This window comes from Duganella fentianensis, from assembly GCF_964031615.1.
In the GTDB taxonomy this organism is placed as follows: Bacteria; Pseudomonadota; Gammaproteobacteria; order Burkholderiales; family Burkholderiaceae_D; genus Rugamonas; species Rugamonas fentianensis_A.
The window spans coordinates 74,310-93,509 of the sequence record NZ_CAXIQN010000007.1 but is presented as its reverse complement, the minus strand read 5'-3'; the positions used below and the strand labels follow the sequence as shown (position 1 = coordinate 93,509).

The window sequence follows — 19,200 nt, the reverse complement described above, 5'->3', positions numbered from 1 at the left end:
TCCGCTCAATGTCGTGAGCAGAATTGTGTCGTATACGTGGGTCAGATTCGTTTGCAAATTACTGGGGTAAGTGGGTCAGATTTCGCTGCAAATCAACATGGGTCATTTTGCATGCAAAGTGACCCACGCTCTGCTACAAAAATCAATAAATACAGATACTTCCACACACTGGGTTGCAAATCGATCGCGAATACATCGTACAAGTTTGAGTAGGGTCAATCTGACCCACCTGCAATCCCGCTTATTGTTGATGGTATGCTGGCAGTATCCTACGAGGTGTAACCATGTCCAAGCCTATCCAGTTAGACGCTGCGTTTTGCTATCAACAGGCTGTCATCGAAGAGGTGAGAAGGGCCCTGCGTCGCACACATGGTGACGTTTTTACGATCCATTATTTGGCAGAGTTTCGTGGTGAAATATTGCACGCTGTGAAGACGCGTATTTGTGGCCGTCGAGAGGCATGGTTGGAGCAGGAGACTGAACGCATAAAGTTGCGAGAAATAATTCTGGGCGAAGAGGCTCCATTTAATTGATTCCGTCCGCTTGCTTGTGCCGGATCAGGGGCTGTGCTGTTCAATGGCTTCCGTTTCCTCTCCGGTCTAATTGCTGTCGTCTGGTACTTTTCTGGTCCCGAATTTGGCCGAATTTTGCATGAGGTATTTGATTTTATCCTTGTAAAAACAAATGCTTAGAACCTGGCTTGCAACTTCGTTTAAGGGGCTCATAATCCTTTGGTCGCAGGTTCAAGTCCTGCACGGCCTACCAATCTAAAAAGGAGTCAGATATTGCATCTGACTCCTTTTTTCATTTCCAGACTCGCTCTTACGAAGTAAGTTTGCGCAAAGTAGATATCAGTCGATTTTTCAGCGCTAAGGTGGAGTGGTGCCATTTTGGGCAGAAATCATAGTCTTTTCTGATTTGATATATACTCAATTTTGAGTAATTAAGGGCTCAGTCTATGAGACCGAATTACCAGCCCCCTTTTCTGGCCTATGTGAAAAAGCAGAATCGTCCGTTTCAGCTAGCGATTGAAGATGTGGTGGAAGATGTTTGTTCCAATCCGTTTATCGGTGAAGCCAAGACTGGCGATTTGCACGGGATCCGGATCCATAAATTTAGGTATCGGCGCCAGCAGTTTCTGATCGCCTATCGCTTGCCTGAGGCCGCCAGCTCGGACAAGGAGTCTAGCTGGCATTGGATAGACTTTTATCAGATAGGGCCGCATGAGAATTTTTATAGCAATCTAAAGCAATATTTGAAGTCTTGAGGGAATATGCGCCAGATCACTGCCGAAGACGTCTATCTGAGCTTTATCGGATTACCCGTAAATGAGCGCGCTCGATTTTTTGCGATGCTTGCGGAGCCGGTTGCACAGACGCAGAATTTCTCGCATGAGCAGGTGTTCGGTCATTTGGCCGGAGCACGCTTTACTGCGCACGAGGCAGCCGAGTATCTAGGGGTATCGATTGCAACCTTCCGGCGTTATGTCGCTCATGGCAAGCTGAGGGCAAAAGAGGAAGTTGGCCGAAGCCAGTTGTTTGCAACGGAAGAATTGAAGCTTTTCAAGCGTGCGTTGCAGGAAGTAAGAAAGCCCAGAGCCGTATCGGCGGCCTGAGCTCAGATTGGCGCAGCTGTGGGCGTATGGAGTTGAGCCAGACAGTTGGCGCGTAACTGTAGCAGGCTGGCGCGGTGTAACTGGTCGTCCAGTTGCTCGGCACTGGCCAGTGCTGCGTCGATCTGTTCCAGCTGGGCCGCATAGTCGTGCAGGAAGCCCAGCGCTTCGGCCAGCGGATGGAGGAAGGCTACCAGTATGCCCGGCATCACGCTGCGCACCGCATCTGCCGCAGATTCCAGCAGGACCAGACCTTCGCGCTGCCCCCCATAGGCCAGACACCAGCCGCGCAGCATGGTGCCAGCCACCTGCCACAATGCCAGCTGATACTGGCCAGCCAGTGCGAGGATTTCTTCGGCCAGCGTGGCAACAGTGGCCGCATCGCCCAGCAGGCGGTACACGGTGGCGGCATGCACCAGCGCGAACCCTAGCGAATCCGGATGCGCCAGGGTGCGCGCCAGCGTGATGGCTTCACTGCAGGCCTGTAGCGCGGTGCTAGGCTGGCCCAGTGCCAGCTGGGCCCAAGCAGCATAGGCCAGCCCTGCCACCTGCGGATCATGGCCATGCTGGTGCGCGTGCTGGCGCGGCAGAGCACGACAGAGCTGCACGGCCGTCTGCGCATGCGCCAGCGCTTCTTCAAAGCGGCCCTGCCACAGCGCCAGATTGGCCGCTGCTGCGTGGGCGTGGCCGCTGCGCAGCCCGTCAGCGCTGGCGCTGGCCGCCTGGAGCAATGGCGTTATCAGTTCGGCGCTGCTGCGGAAGCTGGCCTGCGCGCGCGAGCTCGATACCATCCACAGTCCCCACAGGACATCGAAGCGTGCGGCTCCGTCGTACAGGCTGGCGTATTCGCCCTGACTTAGCGCATAGGCGCGGTCGTACACGCTGGCAGCGTCGGCCGAACCATAGCCGGCCAGTGCCAGCAAAGCCTGCCCCAGCGTCAGCAGCAGGTCGCGTTCCACGGCGGCGCGTGCGGCGCCGGCGGGGAGCTGCGCCAGTGCTGCCAGACCGCTGCGCAAATGGGCCGCTGCTTCGGCACAGGCGTGCGCTGCCAGCGCCTGCTGGCCGGCCTTGAGCCACCATGCCAGTGCAGCGGCAGGATCGGCCGCCCGTTCCAGGTGATGGGCCAGCTGGGCAGGCTGCTGGGCGGCGCGCTGCGGGTAGTGCTGTAGCATCGCATCGGCCACGCGCCGGTGTGCCTGCTGGCGGTCTGCACGAGTCTGTGACTGGTAGGCGGCAGCGTGGATCAGGGCGTGGCGGAATGCGTAGCTGTGGGCGTTGTGCTGTTCGAGCAGGCCGGCTTGCTGCAGGCTGTGTAGCTGGCTGGGGCTGATCGTGGTCACGTGGGCCAGCAAGTCCAGATCGAAGCTGCGCCCTATGGTGGCGGCGCATTGGGCCAGCCGGCGGGCGGCACCGCTGGCATCCAGCCGGGCAGCGAGCAGATCGGCCAGCGTGGCCGGTACGCTGCCCGCACTCGGCTGTTCTCGCGCCTGGCGTGCCAGTTCTTCAGCAAACAGGGGGATGCCTTCGGCACTGGCGACGATGCGGGCGATGGCCGCAGCGGACAGGCCGCTCTGCGCGCCGTCCACCAGCGCTGTCATGGCCGTATTATCCAGCAGGCTCAGTTCCATCAGGGTGGCATGTGCTAGCAGCCAGGGTTCCAGCGCACTGTCTTTGCGTACGGTGCAGATGATGAGCAGCGGCAGGGCCGGCATAGGCTGGCAGAGCGCGGCCAGTATGGCGAGGGTGGAGGGATCGGCCCAGTGCAGATCTTCGATTGCCAGCAGTACAGGGCCATGGCTGGCCGCATTGCGTAACAGGGCCAGCAGGGCAGCACTGGTCTGCTGGCGCAGGGTTTCACTGCTGACGTTAGGCGGCAGCGTGGCGATGCCCAGCAGTGCCTGCAGCACCGGCGTGACTTCCGCTGCAATGGCCGCATGCTGGCAAGCCAGATACTGCGCCAGCATGTTGCGCTTGTAGTCGGCAGGCGCATCGTGCTGGCAGCCGCTCAGGCGTTCCAGCAGCTGGATTAGTGCTTGCCATGGTGTGCTCTGGAACGCCGCTTCGCATTGCAGTTCCAGCCTGCGCCACGGGGTATCCGCCAGTGTGACGGCCAGTTCGCGCAGCAAGCGCGATTTGCCTATGCCCGCTTCACCGCGCAGCAGCACCAGTTGCGACTGTCCTTCGCTGGCCTGCTGGCACAGCATAGTCAGTTGCCTCAGTTCGGCCGTGCGCCCGACTAGTGGCTGTAAGCCGTGCGCTGCATCGAGGCGGCTGTTGGCTCCTGTGCTACCGGCCACGCGGTAGCTGCGCAGCGCTTGCGAGCCGCAGGGCTGCAGATGGAAATAACCGCTGACTAGCTCGCGGGTGGTGGTGCTCAGGTGGATTTCGCCTTGACCGGCCCGTTCGCACAGACGGGCGGCCAGCGCTGAGGCCAGTCCGGCCGGATCGGGCAGTTCGGCTGCACTGCCCGTGACGATGGTGGCGCTGTGCAGACCACAGCGGGACGACACGGCGCCGTCACAGGCGGCATTGATGGTGGCCTTAGTGGCAGCACTAATATCAGCACTAAAGGCAGCACTAATGGCAGCGTTAATGGCGCAGGCGGCGCGCACGGCGTTGAGGGCGGCGTGTTCCGACGCCACCGGGTAGCCAAAGTAGGCGACAAAGCTGCCGCCCGGCGCAGCTAGCACATGGCCGCCATGCTGGCGTGCCAGTTCGGCGCAGCGCTGGTAGGGCTGGCGCAGGCGCTCGGCAATGTCTTCCGCGTCGTCGGTATCGGCGGCCGACAGGCTGCAATGCAGTATGGTGACCTGACGTCGTTCGGCGAATGCTAGATCCGCTGCGGGCACTGCTGTTGCCGATGTCGCCGTTGGTTCGTGCGCGGTGACTGCGGCGTGCGCGGCTCCACTGCCCAGGCTTTGCAGTTCGCGCTGCTGCAGTTCGGCGCGGATGGTGTCAGCCAGCTGACGCGTGGCCGCTGCCGGACTGCTGCCCAGTTCCAGCTGTAGTAGGCGCTGGCAGCTAGCGTACTGGGCCAGCGCTTCGGCAGGCCGGCCGCAGGCAGCCAGCAGGCGCATCACGGCGCGGTGGGCGGTTTCGTTCCACGGTTCCAGTGCCAGATAGTGGCGGGCATGCTGCAGTGCCTGTTCGCTGGCGCCTTGTCGCTCCAGACTGTCGCGCAGGCTTTCCAGCAAGCGCAGCATGTGCTGGTGCAGACTGGCGCGCCAGCCATCACGCCAGTTTGCGAATTCCACCGCATCGTCGAGGTCGAGATTGGCGAGGAATTCGCCGCGGTACAGCGCCGTCGCTGCTTCCAGCCGGACCAGTTGCTGCGGGGCGTGCTCGGCAACTGCCGTTGCAGGCAGGCTGTCAGTGGCGAGAAATTCCCGTACATCCAGCCAGCAGTCGGTGTGCAGCTGTAGCCGCACGCTGTCGCGTCCCGTCAGCAGCAGCGGCGCGCTAGCACCCAGCATGCGGCGCAGATGGTACAGCGTCTGGCGCAGGTTGATGCGCGCGGCCTCGGCTGGCAGCCGCGGCCAGAACAGATCGGCCAGCTGTTCGCGCCGGTGTGCGCGCGGGCTTTCCAGCGCCAGATAGGCCAGCAGGGCCAGCATCTTGCCATACACCTTGCCCGCCGGCGGCTGGCCGGCGACGCTGAGCTGGATTTCACCCAGCAGACCTATCTGCACTTTCACGCAAGGCGGGGATGGCGGCGGCATGGGTGGCGGGGGCGGTAAGAAGGTCAGATCAGTTAACGCTGGGTTTACGCAAGCTTGTTAATATGAAAATTGTACTTAATGCAATTAGGACATTTTATCATCAAGTGGCGCAGCGCTCTGGCGGGCTGCGTTGGTAGCGGGTGCGTGTGCCTAGGGCTTAGGCACTTCATCCGCAGCGTCTCACTACGGATAGCAAGCGCGATGACCCAATTATTTTTGACTCCTCAACACCGCCACGCGCTGGCGCTGGCTTTGCTGCTGGCAGGTGCCATGGCAGGTGCCCGTGCTGACGAAACCGCCGATGGGGCAGCCGTAGCACCGCTGCGCTTATCCGGTTTCGGCACGCTGGGGCTGACCCACAATGACAGCAGCGATGCAGGGGCGATTTTTTCCAGTGCGCAGAAGCGGCCGGCAGGCGAAGGCTGGTCGGCCAATCTGGATTCCGTGCTAGGCCTGCAGCTGGAATGGCAGGCCGGCGAGAACACCGCCTTCGTGCTGCAGGGCGTGGCACGGGCTGGCGACGATCTGTCGCCGGCACTGCGCATGTTCTATCTGCGCCAGCAGATCAGCAATGATTTCGCCGTGCGCGCAGGGCGTATCCGCAGTCCGCTGTACTTCGATTCGGATGTGGTGGAAATCGGCTACGCTTATCTGATGGCACGTCCCGCCTTGCCGCTGTATGGCACGGTCAACAGTGTGGCATCGCTCGATGGTGCCGATCTGCAGTGGCGCCACAATATCGGCGACACGGCGCTGCTGGCCCAGGCCTATTATGGGCAGTCCGACTATAGCCATCGCTTCTATAATCTCGCTCCGGTGCAGGCGGCCGATGCCCGCCTGCGCCATATCCGCGGACTGGCGGTCAGTGCCACCTTGCCGAATCTGATACTGCGCGCTTCGCACAGCGTGATCGGCAGCTACACCATGCGTTCGCCGCAGGTCAGCCAGATCAATGGCGCCACGGCGCAGCTGGCCGGTGCACTGCAGGCGGCTGCCGCCAACCCCTTCCTGCCAGCTGCACTGGGTGCCGGCCTGCAGGCGCGGGCCCAGAGTATCCGCGCGCTGGCGTCGCCGTTCGATAGCCGGCCGCTCTACACCAGTGTGGGCTTCGATGCCAATCTGGGCGACTGGCGCTTGCTGGGCGAAGCCACCCGGCTCGATTCGCGCTCCGCCATGGTGGGCAAATATCACGGCTACCAGTTCACGCTGGCGCGCAGCTTCGATGAGTGGACGCCGTATCTGTCGCTGGCCCGTCAGCGCCGCGCCAGTCCAGCGCTGGATACCTCGGCACTGGCGGCGAGCGGACTCGATCCGGCGCTCGATGGCGCCATGGCGCAGCTGAAAGGCGGGCTGGATCAGGCCGCGCGCTATGCCGATCTGTCGACCCGTTCCGTCAGCGCCGGCGTGCGTTACGACTTCCGCGGCAATATGGCGCTCAAACTCCAGTACGACCATTTGCAGACGCCCGGTGCTTACACGCCCGGCTACTTCGCGGTGTCGCGCCTGCCCATCCGTCCGACCGTGAACCTGTTCACCGTGTCGCTCGATTTTGTCTTCTGAAGGTCGCATCATGCGCATAGCACAGTATTCTCTGATCAGCTGCCTGCTGCTGGCCTGCAGCGGAGTTCAAGCGCAGGTGGTCGTGGTGGTCAACCGCGATACCGCCGTGGAAAAGATCAATTCCGATCAGGCCACCCAGATGTTCCTCAAACAGGTGCAGACCTGGCCCGATGGCAAGCCGGTACAGCCTATCGATATCCGCGAAGGGGCGCCGCTGCGTGCCGAGTTCTATAGCAAAGTCACGGGACGCAGCGCGGGCCAGGTGCGCGCCTACTGGGCGCGCCAGAGCTTTACCGGCATGGGCTTTCCACCCAAGCAGGCCGAGAGTGCCGAGGAAGTGAGCAAGCTGGTACAGGCGACACCGGGCGCGATCGGCTATATCCACAAGAAGCAGGTGGCGCCGCCGCTGAAAGTGGTGCTCGAAACCGCCCCCTGATTGCGCGCTGCCATGTTACGTCATCTGCTGGCGCCCACCGTCTGGCTCTCCAACCGCCTGAGCTTCAAGCGCAAGTATGTGCTGATTGGCGCGGTGGTGCTGCTGGCGCTGGCCGTGCTGTGTACCCCGCTGCTGCGCAAGGCCGGCAGCGATATCGATCTGGCGCGCAGCGAGCGGGAAGGCCTGATCGCCTATCGCGCGCAGGTGCAGCTACTGTATGCGCTGGTGAATGCGCGCAGCGCCGCCGTGCTGGCACCGCTGGACCAGCCGGACTTGCAGACGCTGGAAGGCAGCATGGCGCTGCTGCTGCAATCGGATTATCGGGGCGCGGGCAAGGAAGCGGCAGCGCGCGTGCGCAGTAGCTGGCAGCAGGTGCGCAGCATTGCCCAGTCGGGTGACCGGCGCCAGCGCTTTGTCGCTCTGACGGGCAGCATCAATGCCCTGCTGGCGCTGATGCGCGAAGATGCGCGCAGCCACCGCCTCAATGTCGACGGCGAGCTCGATGCGACCTTCGATATGCTGGCCAACCGTCTGCCGCTAGTGGCGGAAACGCTGGCACGTCAGCAGGATGCGCTGACCTTCAATTCTGACGATATGGCACCGTATGCGCTGGGCGCGCAGGTGGTGCTGAGCGAATCCGTGGCCAATTTGAAAGCCGGCCTGTCGCAGCTGGCCGCGCTGCATGCGCCGGCGGCGCGGTTGCAGCAGCCGCTCAGCCAGTTTCTGGCGAATATCGCGCGCCAGCAGGATGCGGCAGACAAGACGCTCGATGCACCGGCCAGTATCAACGAACTGCGCGCGCTGGCAACCGATAATCTGCAGGCCGCACGCGAACTGCTGGAAGCCACCACCGCTGATGCCGATGCTTTTCTGGCGGCCCGCATCGTCCGTCTGCAGCAGTCGCAGTTGATTGTGGCGCTGATACTGGTGGCGGTGATTGCTGCCATCGCCTATCTGTTCGCCGGCATCTATCTGTCCACGCTGCGCTCCTTGCGCAGCCTGTCGGAAGGCACGCAGTCGTTCTGTGCCGGCCGGCTCGATACCCGCATCCATGTCGATACGCGCGATGAACTGGTGCTGGTGGCGAACAACTTCAACACGGTGGCGACGGAATTTGCCGGCCTGCTGGAGGTGGTGCGCGAGCAGAACGAATCGCGCCAGCGCGAGCTGGAAGAACAGGTGGCGGCACGCACCTGGGAGCTGGCGGAGAAGAACGAAGCACTGCGGGCGGCCGGCGAACGGGTGCAGGAAGAACTCGATCTGGCGCGCGCCATGCAGCTCGCCATTCTGCCGCAACACTTCCCGGCCGAAGATGACTGGGCGGTGCATGCGGCCATGTATCCGGCGCGCGAACTGGGCGGCGACTTCTATGACTGCTTCCCGCTGGCCGATGGCCGCTGCGGCGTGCTGGTGGCCGACGTTTCCGGCAAGGGTGTGGGCGCGGCCTTCTTTATGGCCGTCTCGCGCACCGTGCTGCTCGATCTGGCCATGACGGGCGATAGCCCGGCACGCGTGCTGGCAGCGGCCAACGAACTGCTGTGCGAGCGCAATCCCATGGAGCTGTTCGTTACGGCCTGCTATGCCATCTACAACCCGCAGGATGGCACGCTGGTGTATGCCAGTGCCGGCCATCCGCCACCGCTGCGGCGCGCTGCCGATGGCGTGGTAACGGCACTGCCCTGCGTGATGGATGTGGCGCTGGGCTGGATGCCGGCGCTGGAATACACCGACCAGCATGCCACGCTGGCGGCGGGCGAAGCGCTGCTGCTGTACACCGACGGCATAACCGAGGCATTTAGTGTAACGGGCGAAGCGTATGGCGAAGCGCGCCTGATGCAGTGGTTTGCGGCCAGTGCCGACGCCAGTGCCAGTGCCACCGTGGTGAGTCTGGTGCGCGATGTCGCCAGCTTTGTAAATGGCGCGGAAGCGTCGGATGATCTGACCTGTCTGGTGCTCAGACGAAAACCGGGAGTCCCCCTGATGGATACAACACCTATCGTCCTGCATAACAAACGGCTGCTGCTGGAATATGACCTGCCTTCGCGGGTAGAGGAAATCAGCCAGCTGGCCGAGGCAGTCAGCACGGCGCTGCCGGAACGTAGCGATCTGGCGTTTGCCGCCAATCTCTGTCTGGAAGAACTGGTTACCAACACCATCCAGTATGGCCTGCATAGCGCGCCGGACCGGGTGATCCATGTGCGCATGAGTATCTCCGACGAATGGCTGGAAATCATCCTCAAGGACGATGCGCCGCCGTTCGATCCGTTTGCCGAAGCGCCACCGCCTGATCTCGATGGCGATCTGGATGCGCGCCCGATCGGCGGACTGGGAGTGCATCTGGTGAAGACCCTGATGGATGATGCGCGCGCCTATTTTGATGGCAGCGGCAATCTGATCGTCCTGCTGAAAACCCTGCGCACATAAAGCGCCCACCGAACCGACGACTAGCCGAGGAACCACCATGAGCTTTGAATACGAACTGACCCAACTTGATGACGCGGCTGCCGTACGCCTGATCGGACGGCTCGATAGCGCGACTGCCAGCGGTTTTGAGAAGCCGCTGCAGGAACTGTTCAATTTGCCCGCCAGCCGTGTGCTGATGGATTTCAGTGCGCTCGATTACATCTCCAGCGCTGGTTTGCGAGTGGTGCTGATGGCGGCCAAGCGTGCCAAGCAGAGTCAGGGCGCGCTGGTACTGTGCTGTCTGCAGCAGCAAGTGCGCGATGTATTCGAAATCAGCGGCTTCCTGCGTATCCTCGATGTGGCCGAGGATAGCGAGGCCGCGCTGCAGCGCCTGCGTGCTACTGCCTGAACAGCATGGATATCTTTGCCAGCATCTTTGCCGGACTGGGGCTGTTCTTCATCGGCATCCGTCTGCTCAGTAACAACGTCAAGCAGCTGATCGGGCGGCGCATGCGCGTGCTGATCACGCGCGTGCTGGCTGGGAATGGCTCGGTGGCGCTACTGGGCCTGCTGGCCGGTGCCATCATCCAGAGCCTGAATGCGGTCACCTTCGTGATGGTGGCGCTGGTCAGCGCCGGCGCCATCGACAAGCGCCGTGCTTTCCCCGTGATCAGTTGGGCCAATCTGGGCACTTCCGTGCTGATTCTGATGGCGACGCTGAATATGCACTGGCTGATTCTGCTGCTGATCGGGATCACCGGTACTACCTACTACCTGAATCTGGACCAGTCGGTGCGCTACCGGCATGCCATTGGCGCCTTGCTGGGACTGGGACTGCTGTTTCTTGGCATAGACTTCATCAAGTCCGGCTCGGCCATCCTCAAGCACACGCTGTGGCTGAAAGATGCTTTGCAGGTGGCCGGTCATTATCCGCTACTGAGTTTTGTGATCGGCGCGGTGATTGCCACTCTGGTGCAGTCGTCGCCCACGGTAACGGTAGTGGCCATGGCCATGGCGGCCGCGGGCCTGCTACCGTTCAGCAGCGGTGCCATGATCGTGCTGGGGGCAGGGCTGGGCTCCGGTCTGGCCACGCTATCGATGACGGGCAAGCTGACCGGTAGCGCGCGCCAGCTGGTGCTATATCAGGTAGCGCTGAAAGCTGGCGGCGTGGGCGTGATGCTGGCGCTGCTCACGGCGGACTGGCTGACGGGGCAGGGGCTGGTCGAACACCTGCTGCTGCAACTGGGGCTGGGCGCATCGGGCCAGCTGGCCGCCATCTACATTCTGCTGCAGATAGCTTCCGATCTGGCCATGCGCGTGCTGCGCCTGCCCGTGCTAGGGCTGCTCGAGCGGCTGGCGCCACCATCGGTGGAAGAAGCGCTGGGTCGGCCCCACTACATCAACGACGAGGCACTGGTGGAGCCGGAAACGGCGCTGATACTGGTGAACAAGGAGCAGCAGCGCCTGCTGGCCAGCCTGCCCACCTATCTGGATGCTGTGCGCGAGGATGTGTCTAGCAGCAGACCGGCCGCCCACATTCTGCTGGCTGCGGAAGGTAGCGTCATCCGCGAATGCGATGCCTTCCTGACCGAACTGGCAGACCGCAACTACAGCCGCGCAGTGCTGGAGCAGACCATCATTCTGCGCGATCGCAATCAACTGCTTAGCAATCTGCAGGAAGCGCTGACGGAGCTAGACCGGGCCATCGGCGATCCGGCCCGCATGGGTGAAGTGCGCAGCCTGATCGACAATCTGGTGGAGAGCCTGCACATGATGCTGGAAACGCTGGCCGAAGTGGCGGCCGCGCCGGCTGCGGCCGATCTGGAAATGTTGCGCATGTTGACGCATGACCGCTCCGAACTGATGGATGCGATCCGCCGCCGCATGCAGGGCGGTTCGGTGGCAGCCGAGGTGCAGCAGGCCGTATTTGCCGCCACCGGTCTGTTCGAACGCAGCGTCTGGCTGCTGCGGCGTTACGTACTGCTGCTCGACGTCAGGTCTGAGGGCAAGGCGCCGCTGGCGGCGGGCAGCGAGCGCGCCAGCAGGTATAGCGCGGCATAATAGCTGCCCAGCACTAGCAGGGCGGAGGCCGGCAGAGGCGAGTGGAATTTGTTATATGCCAGCAGCGTATCGGAACTGAGGAACAGCAGGCCGCCAATAGCCGCTAGCGTGCTGGCCGGTGTAGCCAGACTGCGCGCGCGCGTGATCGCCTGTGCCGCCATCGCCACTAAACACAGCATGTAAGCCAGCACGGGCGGGCGCAGCGCCGGGGCTATGCCGGGCCACAGCACGGCCAGATTGGCGCTGCCGATCAGCAGCAGGAGCAGCAGCGGCCACAGGGGGCGGGCCCAGCGGGCATCGCGCGTAAGGGCACGCAGAAAGCACAGGTGGGCGAGCAGGAAGGCGGCCAGGCCCAGCTCGAAGCCCAGCGCTAGCACAGCCTTGGGCAGCATCAGCAGCACATCGCCCAGCCACGAAAACGCCAGTCCGGCCAGCAATGCGCGACGATAAGCTTGATGCTGGGGTGTGTGGTGGCGCCAGACCAGTCCCGCGATCAGCAACGTCGCCAGCGGCTTAGCCACATAGTGCAGCCAGATCGCATCACCGCCCAGCGTCGAACCGAGGATGGCCAGTGCAACGCTGGCCGCGATAACCGACTGATACAGACGAGAAACTGGCATAGCAAAATCCCCGAGCAAGCTAAGCAGCAAAGACTAGCACAAGCCTGCAGCAAAAATTCGGGGTCAGATCTGTCTTTTGGACAGTCACGCAACACTTTTGAGCTGAGACAAGCCGCTACCTTGCAGATGGACTGGCATCCTGATCAGTGCGTATATGGATTTCCGTGCAGCCAAAGTGAGGGCGCTGGATATGGTCGGGTCGGGCGCAAGCACACCCAAGGCCGGAGCGAATGATATTGATCAAAGCTGCGCGGCGAATGTCCGAATGACAGATCTGACCCCGAAGTTCGAAGTTATTCTTCTTTGGCGCGGATGTCGTGCATGGAGATGACGAGGTCGGCTGCGCTCAGGCTGGTTTTGGCGGGGAAGCCGTCTTCGAGGGCGACTACGGCGCCCGCGCTGATCTTTTCGTCGGCGCCCGTGCTGGCCGGCATGAAGGCGAAGTTGGGGAAGCCGCTGCGGCCCTGCGCGGCAATGTCCCGCAGTGTGCGTGGCGCTGCACGCAGCAGGCCGTTGCGGACGTGACGCTGGCGTTCTTCGTTGCGCTCTTTTAATAGCGCCTGCAGGCGTTTGATGTCCTGCAGCAGGTGCTCCTGCTCGGCATACAGGGCCGCCAGTGCGTCGTCGTCAAGCGGAGCTTCCCACTGGGTCAGTTTGAGCAGGCCGCGCCGGTGCAGGTTCTGGCGCTGGATGTCCAGATCCACCGTGCTCTGGCGCGCCTGCTGCGATTCCAGATTGCGCGCTTCCTGCAGTTCGCCATGCAGGCGGTGCCATTTGTCGCCGAATTCGAACACCAGTCCGTCGAAATAGAAGTACATGGGCAGGCCACTGGCCAGAATTTCTGCCTCGCTCTGCTGCCAGCGGGCCGCCAGTTCGGCGACGGTGAGGGTGATCGGTTCGATGATGGACATGGGACTAGGATGTTGGCGACTGTCGGTAAGTCGCTATTGTAACGGGGACGGCGCCGTTTGCCTTAGTGCAGGTCTGCCCATCACCCGGGCGGAGTAGAATGGCACAGTTAGGAGGAGTTGCAGTCATGATGTTTTTAAAAGTTCCGTTCGCGGAAAAAGATGAAGCCAAGGCGCTCGGCGCGCGCTGGAATGGTGAACGTAAGTCGTGGTATGTGCCTGACGGTAAGCCCACGGAACCCTTTGCCCGCTGGCTGCCCGCCGCTGGCGCTGATTTTGTGCCGGCCATCGCCGCCGTTACACCCCGTTCCCATCCCGTCACCATCGATAGCTATGCCGGTAAGCCGGTAGTGGGCAAGCACTTTATCGATCTGCAGCATCTGTGCAATCCCTTCGAGGCCTGCGCCCATTGCGCGCCCCGCCTGCAGGAATCGGGCTGGCAGCTGGCCCATGACGAGGCCGCACAGTTGCTGGCGGCGATACACTGACGATGGTGCCGGCTGCCACGCTGCTGGCGCCGTTGTTCGCTGCCATCGAGGGCGGCGAGCAGCATCAACGACCAGCTTTGCTGCTGGCGCCCGATGCGCCGTTTCTATCCTTTATTGAAGTCGGCTATGCTTTGCGCGCCTGTCTGGAAGACCGGCGCCAGCACGATTATCTGGTGCAGCGCCTGCGTCCCCACGCGGGTGTAATCGTCGGTACTTTACCTGCTGGCCTGCTGCCGCACAGTATGCTGCCGCGCACGCCCCCCTTGCCGCAGTTCCGTCCCTTGGAACAGATCAGCGATGCAGAAGTGCATGACTGGCTGGTGCAGGATGCCGGCATGATTTATGGGGAATTGCAGCAGGCGGAACTGGAACGCTACTTCGCGGCCATTGCTCCGTTCGTCGCGCCCGGCGGGCTGATGGTGGATCTGGGCAGCGGCCTGGGCAAGGTGGTGATGTCGGCCGCACTGAGTCTGCCGTTCCAGCGCTGCGTGGGCGTGGAGTTGCTCGGCTACCGCCACCAGCTAGCGCTGCAGCGCTGTCAGCAGTTGCTGGCGCTGAACCAGCAGCAGCTGACGCTGTTACCTCAGCCCATGCAGCGCGCGCAGCCTTTGGTGCTGCCGCACGGCGCTAGGTCGACGCTGGCGCATCTGCTGGATCTGCCACAGCGGCTGGCTTTCATCGAAGCCGATATGTTCAAAGTCGATGTCAGCGCCGCTACGCTGGTGTTCCTCTACAGTACCTGCTTCGGTCCTTTGATGCCGGCGCTGGCGCACAAGCTGGCCAGTGAACTGCAACCCGGGGCGCTGGTCAGTACCACCACTTATCCTTTATCCCATCCGGCCTTCCGCATTCTGCAGCACTATCCGGCCGGTACGCTGGCGTGGACTAGCGTTAATCTGTACCAGCGCTATGGCGACTGGGATGGTACGGCGCCGCCCGTCACCAGCTATGCGCCCGATCCGGCCGAGTGGGAAGCCCGCGTGCGGGCCGAGCTGGAGAAGCGCTAGCGCGCCACCTCATCCTGCAGCAGCCAGCGCTGCGCCGTTGCGATCATCTGCTGCGACAACGTGCGCGTGTAAGGCGTATCGATATCCCAGCGGTGCCAGATCAGGGGCACATCGAGGTAGTGGCCCGGGGTCAGATCGACCAGCGTGCCATTGCGCAGGCCGTCGGCACATTGCAGCACGGGCAGCATGCCGTAGCCGAAGCCGGCGGCGACAAAGCGCAGAAAGCCGTCGGAACTGGCATAGGCATGGTGCGGGAAGGCGCCCGTATAACCCGTGTACTGGGCGATGTAACGTGCTTGCAGGGCATCCTTGCGGTCGAAGATCATGACGGGAGCACGCTGTACGGCGGCTGCGGTCATGCCGTGCGGGAACCAGCGGCGGGCAAAGTCCGGGCTGGCCACGCAGAGATAGCGCATCCGCCCCAGCGGAGTGGACGAGGTGCCCGCCACTTGCGCCGTTTCGCTGGTGACGCAGCCGAACACCCGTCCCTCGCGCAGCATGCTCAGGGTGTGGTCCTGATCATCCATGCGGATATGCAGCATGCAGTCGCCACGCAGCATCAGCGGGGTGACGGCTTGCTGCAGCCAGGTGGCGGCGCTGTCGGCGTTCACGGCGATGGCGATTTCCGCCGTTGGTGCGCCGTCCGGCGCGGCGTGCAGCAGGGTGGCTTCGAGTAGCCGCACCTGACGGTAGTGAGCGATCAGGCGCTGGCCGGCTGCCGTCGGCACGGGTGGCTGGCTGCGCACGATCAGCAGTTCGCCGGCGCTGTTCTCCAGCAGGCGCAGACGTTGCGACACGGCCGACTGGGTGATCGCCAGCGCCGCTGCGGCTTTGTCAAAATTGCCATATTCGATGATGGCGTCCAGCGCCGCCAGTCCTCGGTAATCAACCTGCCTCATTAGATTTCCTAATATTTGGTGATTTTTATTAATTATACTTATCTTCCGTGCCCCTCTAAGCTGGCGTTTTCTAGGGAGGGATGGCAATGCTGGCAACGGCTTTTTTCAAGGGCATGGGTTTAGGTGGCAGCCTGATCGTGGCGATCGGCTCGCAGAATGCGTATCTGCTGCGGCAGGCGCTCAAGCGCGAGTTCGTTGTTATCTGCGTGGCGATCTGTGTGCTGTGCGATGTGGTGCTGATCGGCGCCGGCGTGGTCGGCATGGGTGCGCTGATCACGCAGGCGCCCTCATTACTGTTGCTGATCAAATTAGCCGGTGCCGCGTTTCTGGGCTGGTATGGCTGGCGTGCAGCCCGTTCGGCGCTGCGGCCGGGCAGTATGCAGACGGGCACCGAATCGGGCGCAGCCGATAGGCGCACGGTGGTCGCTGCCATGCTGGCTTTCAGTCTGCTCAATCCCCATGTGTATCTGGATACGGTGGTGCTGCTCGGCTCCATCGGTGGCCAGCAGGGTGGGGATGGACGCTGGTATTTTGCCGGTGGTGCCATGCTGGCGTCGCTGTTGTGGTTCACCAGTCTGGGTTTCGGCGCGCGTTATCTGACCCCCGTGTTTGCCCGTCCCCGTGCCTGGCAGGTGCTCGATGCGGTGATCGCGCTGGTGATGTGGAGTCTGGCCATTTCCTTGTTCCTGTGACAGCGTCTGTGCCAATCGACAACAGAACCGGCTGGTTGGCGTGCTCTGCCGTATCGTCGGGCCCGAGGTTCGGCATACAATGGGTTGAATAATTCATCCATAGAACGTTCAGACGCAGGTTTGCAGGGCCCCTCATGAGCACGGATCTCGGTAGTTACGCCCATCTATCAGCAATCGCCGCAGCCTTTGCGGCTGATGCCATTCTGAGCACATTGCTGATTTTTCTATGGCTGATGCAGCGCAAGGAAAAGCATGCGCTGTACTGGGGGCTGGGCCAGCTCTCCGTCATGAGCGGTATCGTGCTGTGGTTTATCGGTGGCCGCTATCTGTCCGAAACCTGGCGTATTCCCTTATGTGCTGCCTTGCTGGCGGCCGGCATGGTGGGGTACTGGAGCGGCACCAAATTCTTCCTCGGCGAACTACACCGCAATCAGCAGCGCTGGATATTACCGGTGGCGTTGGCGATTACGCTGGTCTGCTATCTGGTGTGGGATGCCATGCCGGCGCTGCTGGCGCCGGGCAGCGCCGCCATACTGGGGGTGGTGATGGTGTGGTGCGGCCAGCGCCTGATACGCAACAAGAACCGCTACCAGTTCCTTGGCATTACCCTGATCCTCAGGGGCATCTTCAACATTCTCAGTTCCGCCACGCTGGGGCCGGAGCTTTATCTGTTCTGGTTCGTCGGCACCACAATCCTGAAAACGCTCAGCATGCTGGGGCTGATCTATGCGGTGCAGGACGAGATCCAGCAGCGCTATGCGCGTACCATCGATAGTCTGAGTAATGGCTTCCTGATCCGCGACCGGCGCGGCTTTGTGCAGATCGCGAACGAGCGCTGCGCCCGCCTGCTGGGCTTTGCCGGACCGGCTGATCTGGTCGGTAAGCATGTCAGCGATCTGCTGCCCGGCCTGACGCCGCAGATGGCCGATGAATATTTCGAACGCTTTATGGCACCGGGTGCCGTCTACCCGCTGGTGGAAACGGCCATGTTCCACCTGCATAATGGCACCCGTCTGCCGGTCGAGCTGCTGGCCTCGCCCTATGAGGAGCGGGGCCGTTTGTACTGTCTGGTACAGCTGCTCGATATCAGCGAACGTACGCGCAAGGATGATCTGCTGCGGCAGGCGGCCAACATCGATCCCGTCACCGGCTATTTCAACCGCCACGCGATTACCAACCGGCTCAGGGAAGAAGTCATGCTGGCCTGCAGCGCGGGCTGCGAATGCGCAGTGCTGTTCATCGATCTGGATAAGTTCAAGCGGGTCAACGATTCCTTCGGCCATGCCGTGGGCGACGAACTGCTGCGCCAGTTTGCCCGCCGGCTGCATTCCGTGCTGGCGCCCCATGATGTGCTGGCCCGCTTCGGCGGCGACGAGTTCATTGTCGTCCTGCCCGAACTGGCGGTCGGTAGCGCCGAGCAGCATGCACGTGCCTGCGCCGACCAGATCATCGCGGCGATGGAAAGCAGCTTTACCGTGACCCACCATGTGATCGGCGTTTCGGCCAGCGTGGGTGTGGCCTGCTATCCGCAGCATGGCATGGACAGCGCCACCATGATCCGCCACGCCGATATCGCCATGTATGTGGCCAAGAAAAGCGGGCGGGGCGAGGTACGCTTCTTTAACGATGCCATGAATGCTGCGGCCAAGGATGCGCTGGTGATCGACGGCGCGCTACGCAGCGCGATTGCGGGGCAGGAGTTCCGCCTCGTGTATCAGGCCATTACCAGCGCGGCCAGTGGCGCCATGACCAAGGTGGAAGCGCTGCTGCGCTGGCATAGCGCCACGCTGGGCAGCGTGGCGCCCGACCGTTTCATTCCCGTCGCCGAAGACAGCGGCATGATCGTGGAAATCGGCACCTGGGTGCTGAACGAAGCCTGCCGCCAGCTGGGTGTATGGAAGGCTGGTACGCTGGGCGAGCTGACTGTCAGCATCAATGTCTCGGCCTGGCAGCTGGCCGATCCGGCGTTTGTGCGGCTGGTACAGCAGGCGCTGGAGCGTAACGGACTGGCGCCACGCCAGCTGGAACTGGAACTGACGGAGCGGGTGCTGATCGATAACGGCGGCGAGGTGCAGAGCGTGCTGGCGCAACTACGCGGCATGGGGGTGGGAATTTCGCTCGATGATTTCGGTACCGGCTATTCCTCGCTCAGCTATCTGACCCAGTTCCATCTGAACACGCTGAAGATAGACCGCGCTTTCGTGATGGATATCGAGCACAGTGAGCGCAGCAATAATCTGGTGCACGCGATTATCGCCATGGGCCAGAGTCTGGGCCTGCAACTGGTGGCGGAAGGCGTCGAGACGGCAGGGCAGGCCAGCATATTGCGCCAGCTGGGTTGCCATCACCTGCAGGGCTATCACATTTCGCTGCCGATACCGGCCGATGAATTGCCGGACTTTGCCAGCCGCCTGCAGCAGCCCGCGGCAGCGCCGGCCGACGCTAGCGCCTGATCTCGCTGGCCGGCGGCTGCGCGGCTTCGTCCGCCGTGAGCAGCCAGATGCGGTCGATATTGCCCCAGCTATCGACGGTGTAATTGACCACCAGATCACTGCCACGTAGCGCCGCTGGCAGTTCGATCAGATTATCCTGATTGAAGATGCGGGCCGAAGGCGCTAGCTGGCGCACTTTGCCGTCGATCAGCACGTCGGGAAAATAGGCGGGCGTCATTTTGCCGCGCAGGGCGTGCGCAGGAAAAGCCCGTTCGATTGCCTGTGCGCTCAAGCTGGCGGCAGCAGCGAGCAGCCATAGCGCGAGTCGGATCGTCGGTTGCATGCTGTTCTCCCCGGGTGATA

The 19,200-nt window shown here is 62.3% G+C and carries 17 protein-coding genes; 12 read left to right on the top strand and 5 right to left on the bottom strand.

Annotated features, from left to right (window positions below):
* Positions 1-284 precede the first annotated feature (284 nt).
* The 3 genes from ABNT42_RS04615 to ABNT42_RS04605 all read left to right on the top strand — a co-directional run bounded on the left by ABNT42_RS04615 (position 285) and on the right by ABNT42_RS04605 (position 1,615).
* Positions 285-533 carry a hypothetical protein gene (locus ABNT42_RS04615; RefSeq protein ID WP_348694648.1) on the top strand — a complete coding sequence of 83 codons (249 nt, stop codon included), beginning with the start codon at positions 285-287 and terminating at the stop codon, positions 531-533.
* Between the two features lie 425 nt (positions 534-958).
* A complete protein-coding gene (locus ABNT42_RS04610) occupies positions 959-1,267 on the top strand; it encodes a type II toxin-antitoxin system RelE/ParE family toxin (RefSeq protein ID WP_348694646.1) in 309 nt (102 codons plus the stop codon).
* Positions 1,268-1,273: 6 nt separating this feature from the next.
* On the top strand, positions 1,274-1,615 hold the full coding sequence (locus ABNT42_RS04605; RefSeq protein WP_348694644.1) for a helix-turn-helix domain-containing protein: 342 nt from the start codon (positions 1,274-1,276) through the stop codon (positions 1,613-1,615).
* A gap of 2 nt (positions 1,616-1,617) precedes the next feature.
* Here ABNT42_RS04605 and ABNT42_RS04600 read toward each other — a convergent pair whose 3' ends face one another.
* Positions 1,618-5,331 carry an AAA family ATPase gene (locus ABNT42_RS04600; protein WP_348694642.1) on the bottom strand — a complete coding sequence of 1,238 codons (3,714 nt, stop codon included), beginning with the start codon at positions 5,329-5,331 and terminating at the stop codon, positions 1,618-1,620.
* Between the two features lie 216 nt (positions 5,332-5,547).
* Between ABNT42_RS04600 and ABNT42_RS04595 the strand changes: the two genes are divergently transcribed.
* Genes ABNT42_RS04595 through ABNT42_RS04575 form a run of 5 tightly spaced genes read left to right on the top strand, consistent with a single transcriptional unit; the run spans position 5,548 to position 11,791 of the window.
* Positions 5,548-6,891 carry a hypothetical protein gene (locus ABNT42_RS04595; protein ID WP_348694639.1) on the top strand — a complete coding sequence of 448 codons (1,344 nt, stop codon included), beginning with the start codon at positions 5,548-5,550 and terminating at the stop codon, positions 6,889-6,891.
* Positions 6,892-6,901: 10 nt separating this feature from the next.
* Complete coding sequence (locus ABNT42_RS04590; RefSeq protein WP_348694636.1) at positions 6,902-7,327, top strand: hypothetical protein; 426 nt, start codon at positions 6,902-6,904, stop codon at positions 7,325-7,327.
* Between the two features lie 12 nt (positions 7,328-7,339).
* Positions 7,340-9,751, top strand: coding sequence for a SpoIIE family protein phosphatase (locus ABNT42_RS04585; protein ID WP_348694634.1), 2,412 nt, complete (start codon positions 7,340-7,342; stop codon positions 9,749-9,751).
* Positions 9,752-9,788: 37 nt separating this feature from the next.
* On the top strand, positions 9,789-10,139 hold the full coding sequence (locus tag ABNT42_RS04580; RefSeq protein ID WP_348694631.1) for an STAS domain-containing protein: 351 nt from the start codon (positions 9,789-9,791) through the stop codon (positions 10,137-10,139).
* A gap of 5 nt (positions 10,140-10,144) precedes the next feature.
* Positions 10,145-11,791, top strand: a complete 1,647-nt coding sequence (locus ABNT42_RS04575; RefSeq protein WP_348694628.1) for a Na/Pi symporter — start codon at positions 10,145-10,147, stop codon at positions 11,789-11,791.
* Here ABNT42_RS04575 and ABNT42_RS04570 read toward each other — a convergent pair.
* Entirely contained in the window at positions 11,704-12,411 is a 708-nt protein-coding gene (locus ABNT42_RS04570; protein ID WP_348694625.1) for a lysoplasmalogenase, read from the bottom strand. The genes ABNT42_RS04575 and ABNT42_RS04570 overlap by 88 nt on opposite strands.
* A 293-nt stretch (positions 12,412-12,704) precedes the next feature.
* On the bottom strand, positions 12,705-13,322 hold the full coding sequence (locus ABNT42_RS04565) for a hypothetical protein (RefSeq protein WP_348694622.1): 618 nt from the start codon (positions 13,320-13,322) through the stop codon (positions 12,705-12,707).
* Positions 13,323-13,447: 125 nt separating this feature from the next.
* Between ABNT42_RS04565 and ABNT42_RS04560 the strand changes: the two genes are divergently transcribed.
* Together ABNT42_RS04560 and ABNT42_RS04555 are read left to right on the top strand one after the other, a co-directional pair.
* Complete coding sequence (locus ABNT42_RS04560) at positions 13,448-13,807, top strand: DUF5710 domain-containing protein (protein WP_348694619.1); 360 nt, start codon at positions 13,448-13,450, stop codon at positions 13,805-13,807.
* Between the two features lie 2 nt (positions 13,808-13,809).
* Positions 13,810-14,814 (top strand): histone methylation protein DOT1-like protein, encoded by a 1,005-nt coding sequence (locus ABNT42_RS04555; protein WP_348694618.1) that lies wholly within the window; start codon positions 13,810-13,812, stop codon positions 14,812-14,814.
* On the opposite strand, the gene ABNT42_RS04550 is transcribed toward ABNT42_RS04555, so the two are convergent.
* On the bottom strand, positions 14,811-15,713 hold the full coding sequence (locus ABNT42_RS04550; protein WP_348694615.1) for a LysR family transcriptional regulator ArgP: 903 nt from the start codon (positions 15,711-15,713) through the stop codon (positions 14,811-14,813). The genes ABNT42_RS04555 and ABNT42_RS04550 overlap by 4 nt on opposite strands.
* Before the next feature lie 86 nt (positions 15,714-15,799).
* Here ABNT42_RS04550 and ABNT42_RS04545 point away from each other — a divergent pair, with 86 nt between their 5' ends.
* Both ABNT42_RS04545 and ABNT42_RS04540 read left to right on the top strand, forming a co-directional pair.
* Positions 15,800-16,405: a LysE/ArgO family amino acid transporter gene (locus tag ABNT42_RS04545; RefSeq protein ID WP_348694612.1), complete on the top strand. Its 606-nt coding sequence runs from the start codon at positions 15,800-15,802 to the stop codon at positions 16,403-16,405.
* Between the two features lie 134 nt (positions 16,406-16,539).
* The gene (locus ABNT42_RS04540; RefSeq protein WP_348694609.1) at positions 16,540-18,858 is read left to right on the top strand and encodes an EAL domain-containing protein; all 2,319 of its coding nucleotides are present in this window, start codon (positions 16,540-16,542) and stop codon (positions 18,856-18,858) included.
* On the opposite strand, the gene ABNT42_RS04535 is transcribed toward ABNT42_RS04540, so the two are convergent.
* Positions 18,848-19,180 (bottom strand): hypothetical protein, encoded by a 333-nt coding sequence (locus ABNT42_RS04535; RefSeq protein WP_348694606.1) that lies wholly within the window; start codon positions 19,178-19,180, stop codon positions 18,848-18,850. The genes ABNT42_RS04540 and ABNT42_RS04535 overlap by 11 nt on opposite strands.
* Positions 19,181-19,200: the final 20 nt, after the last annotated feature.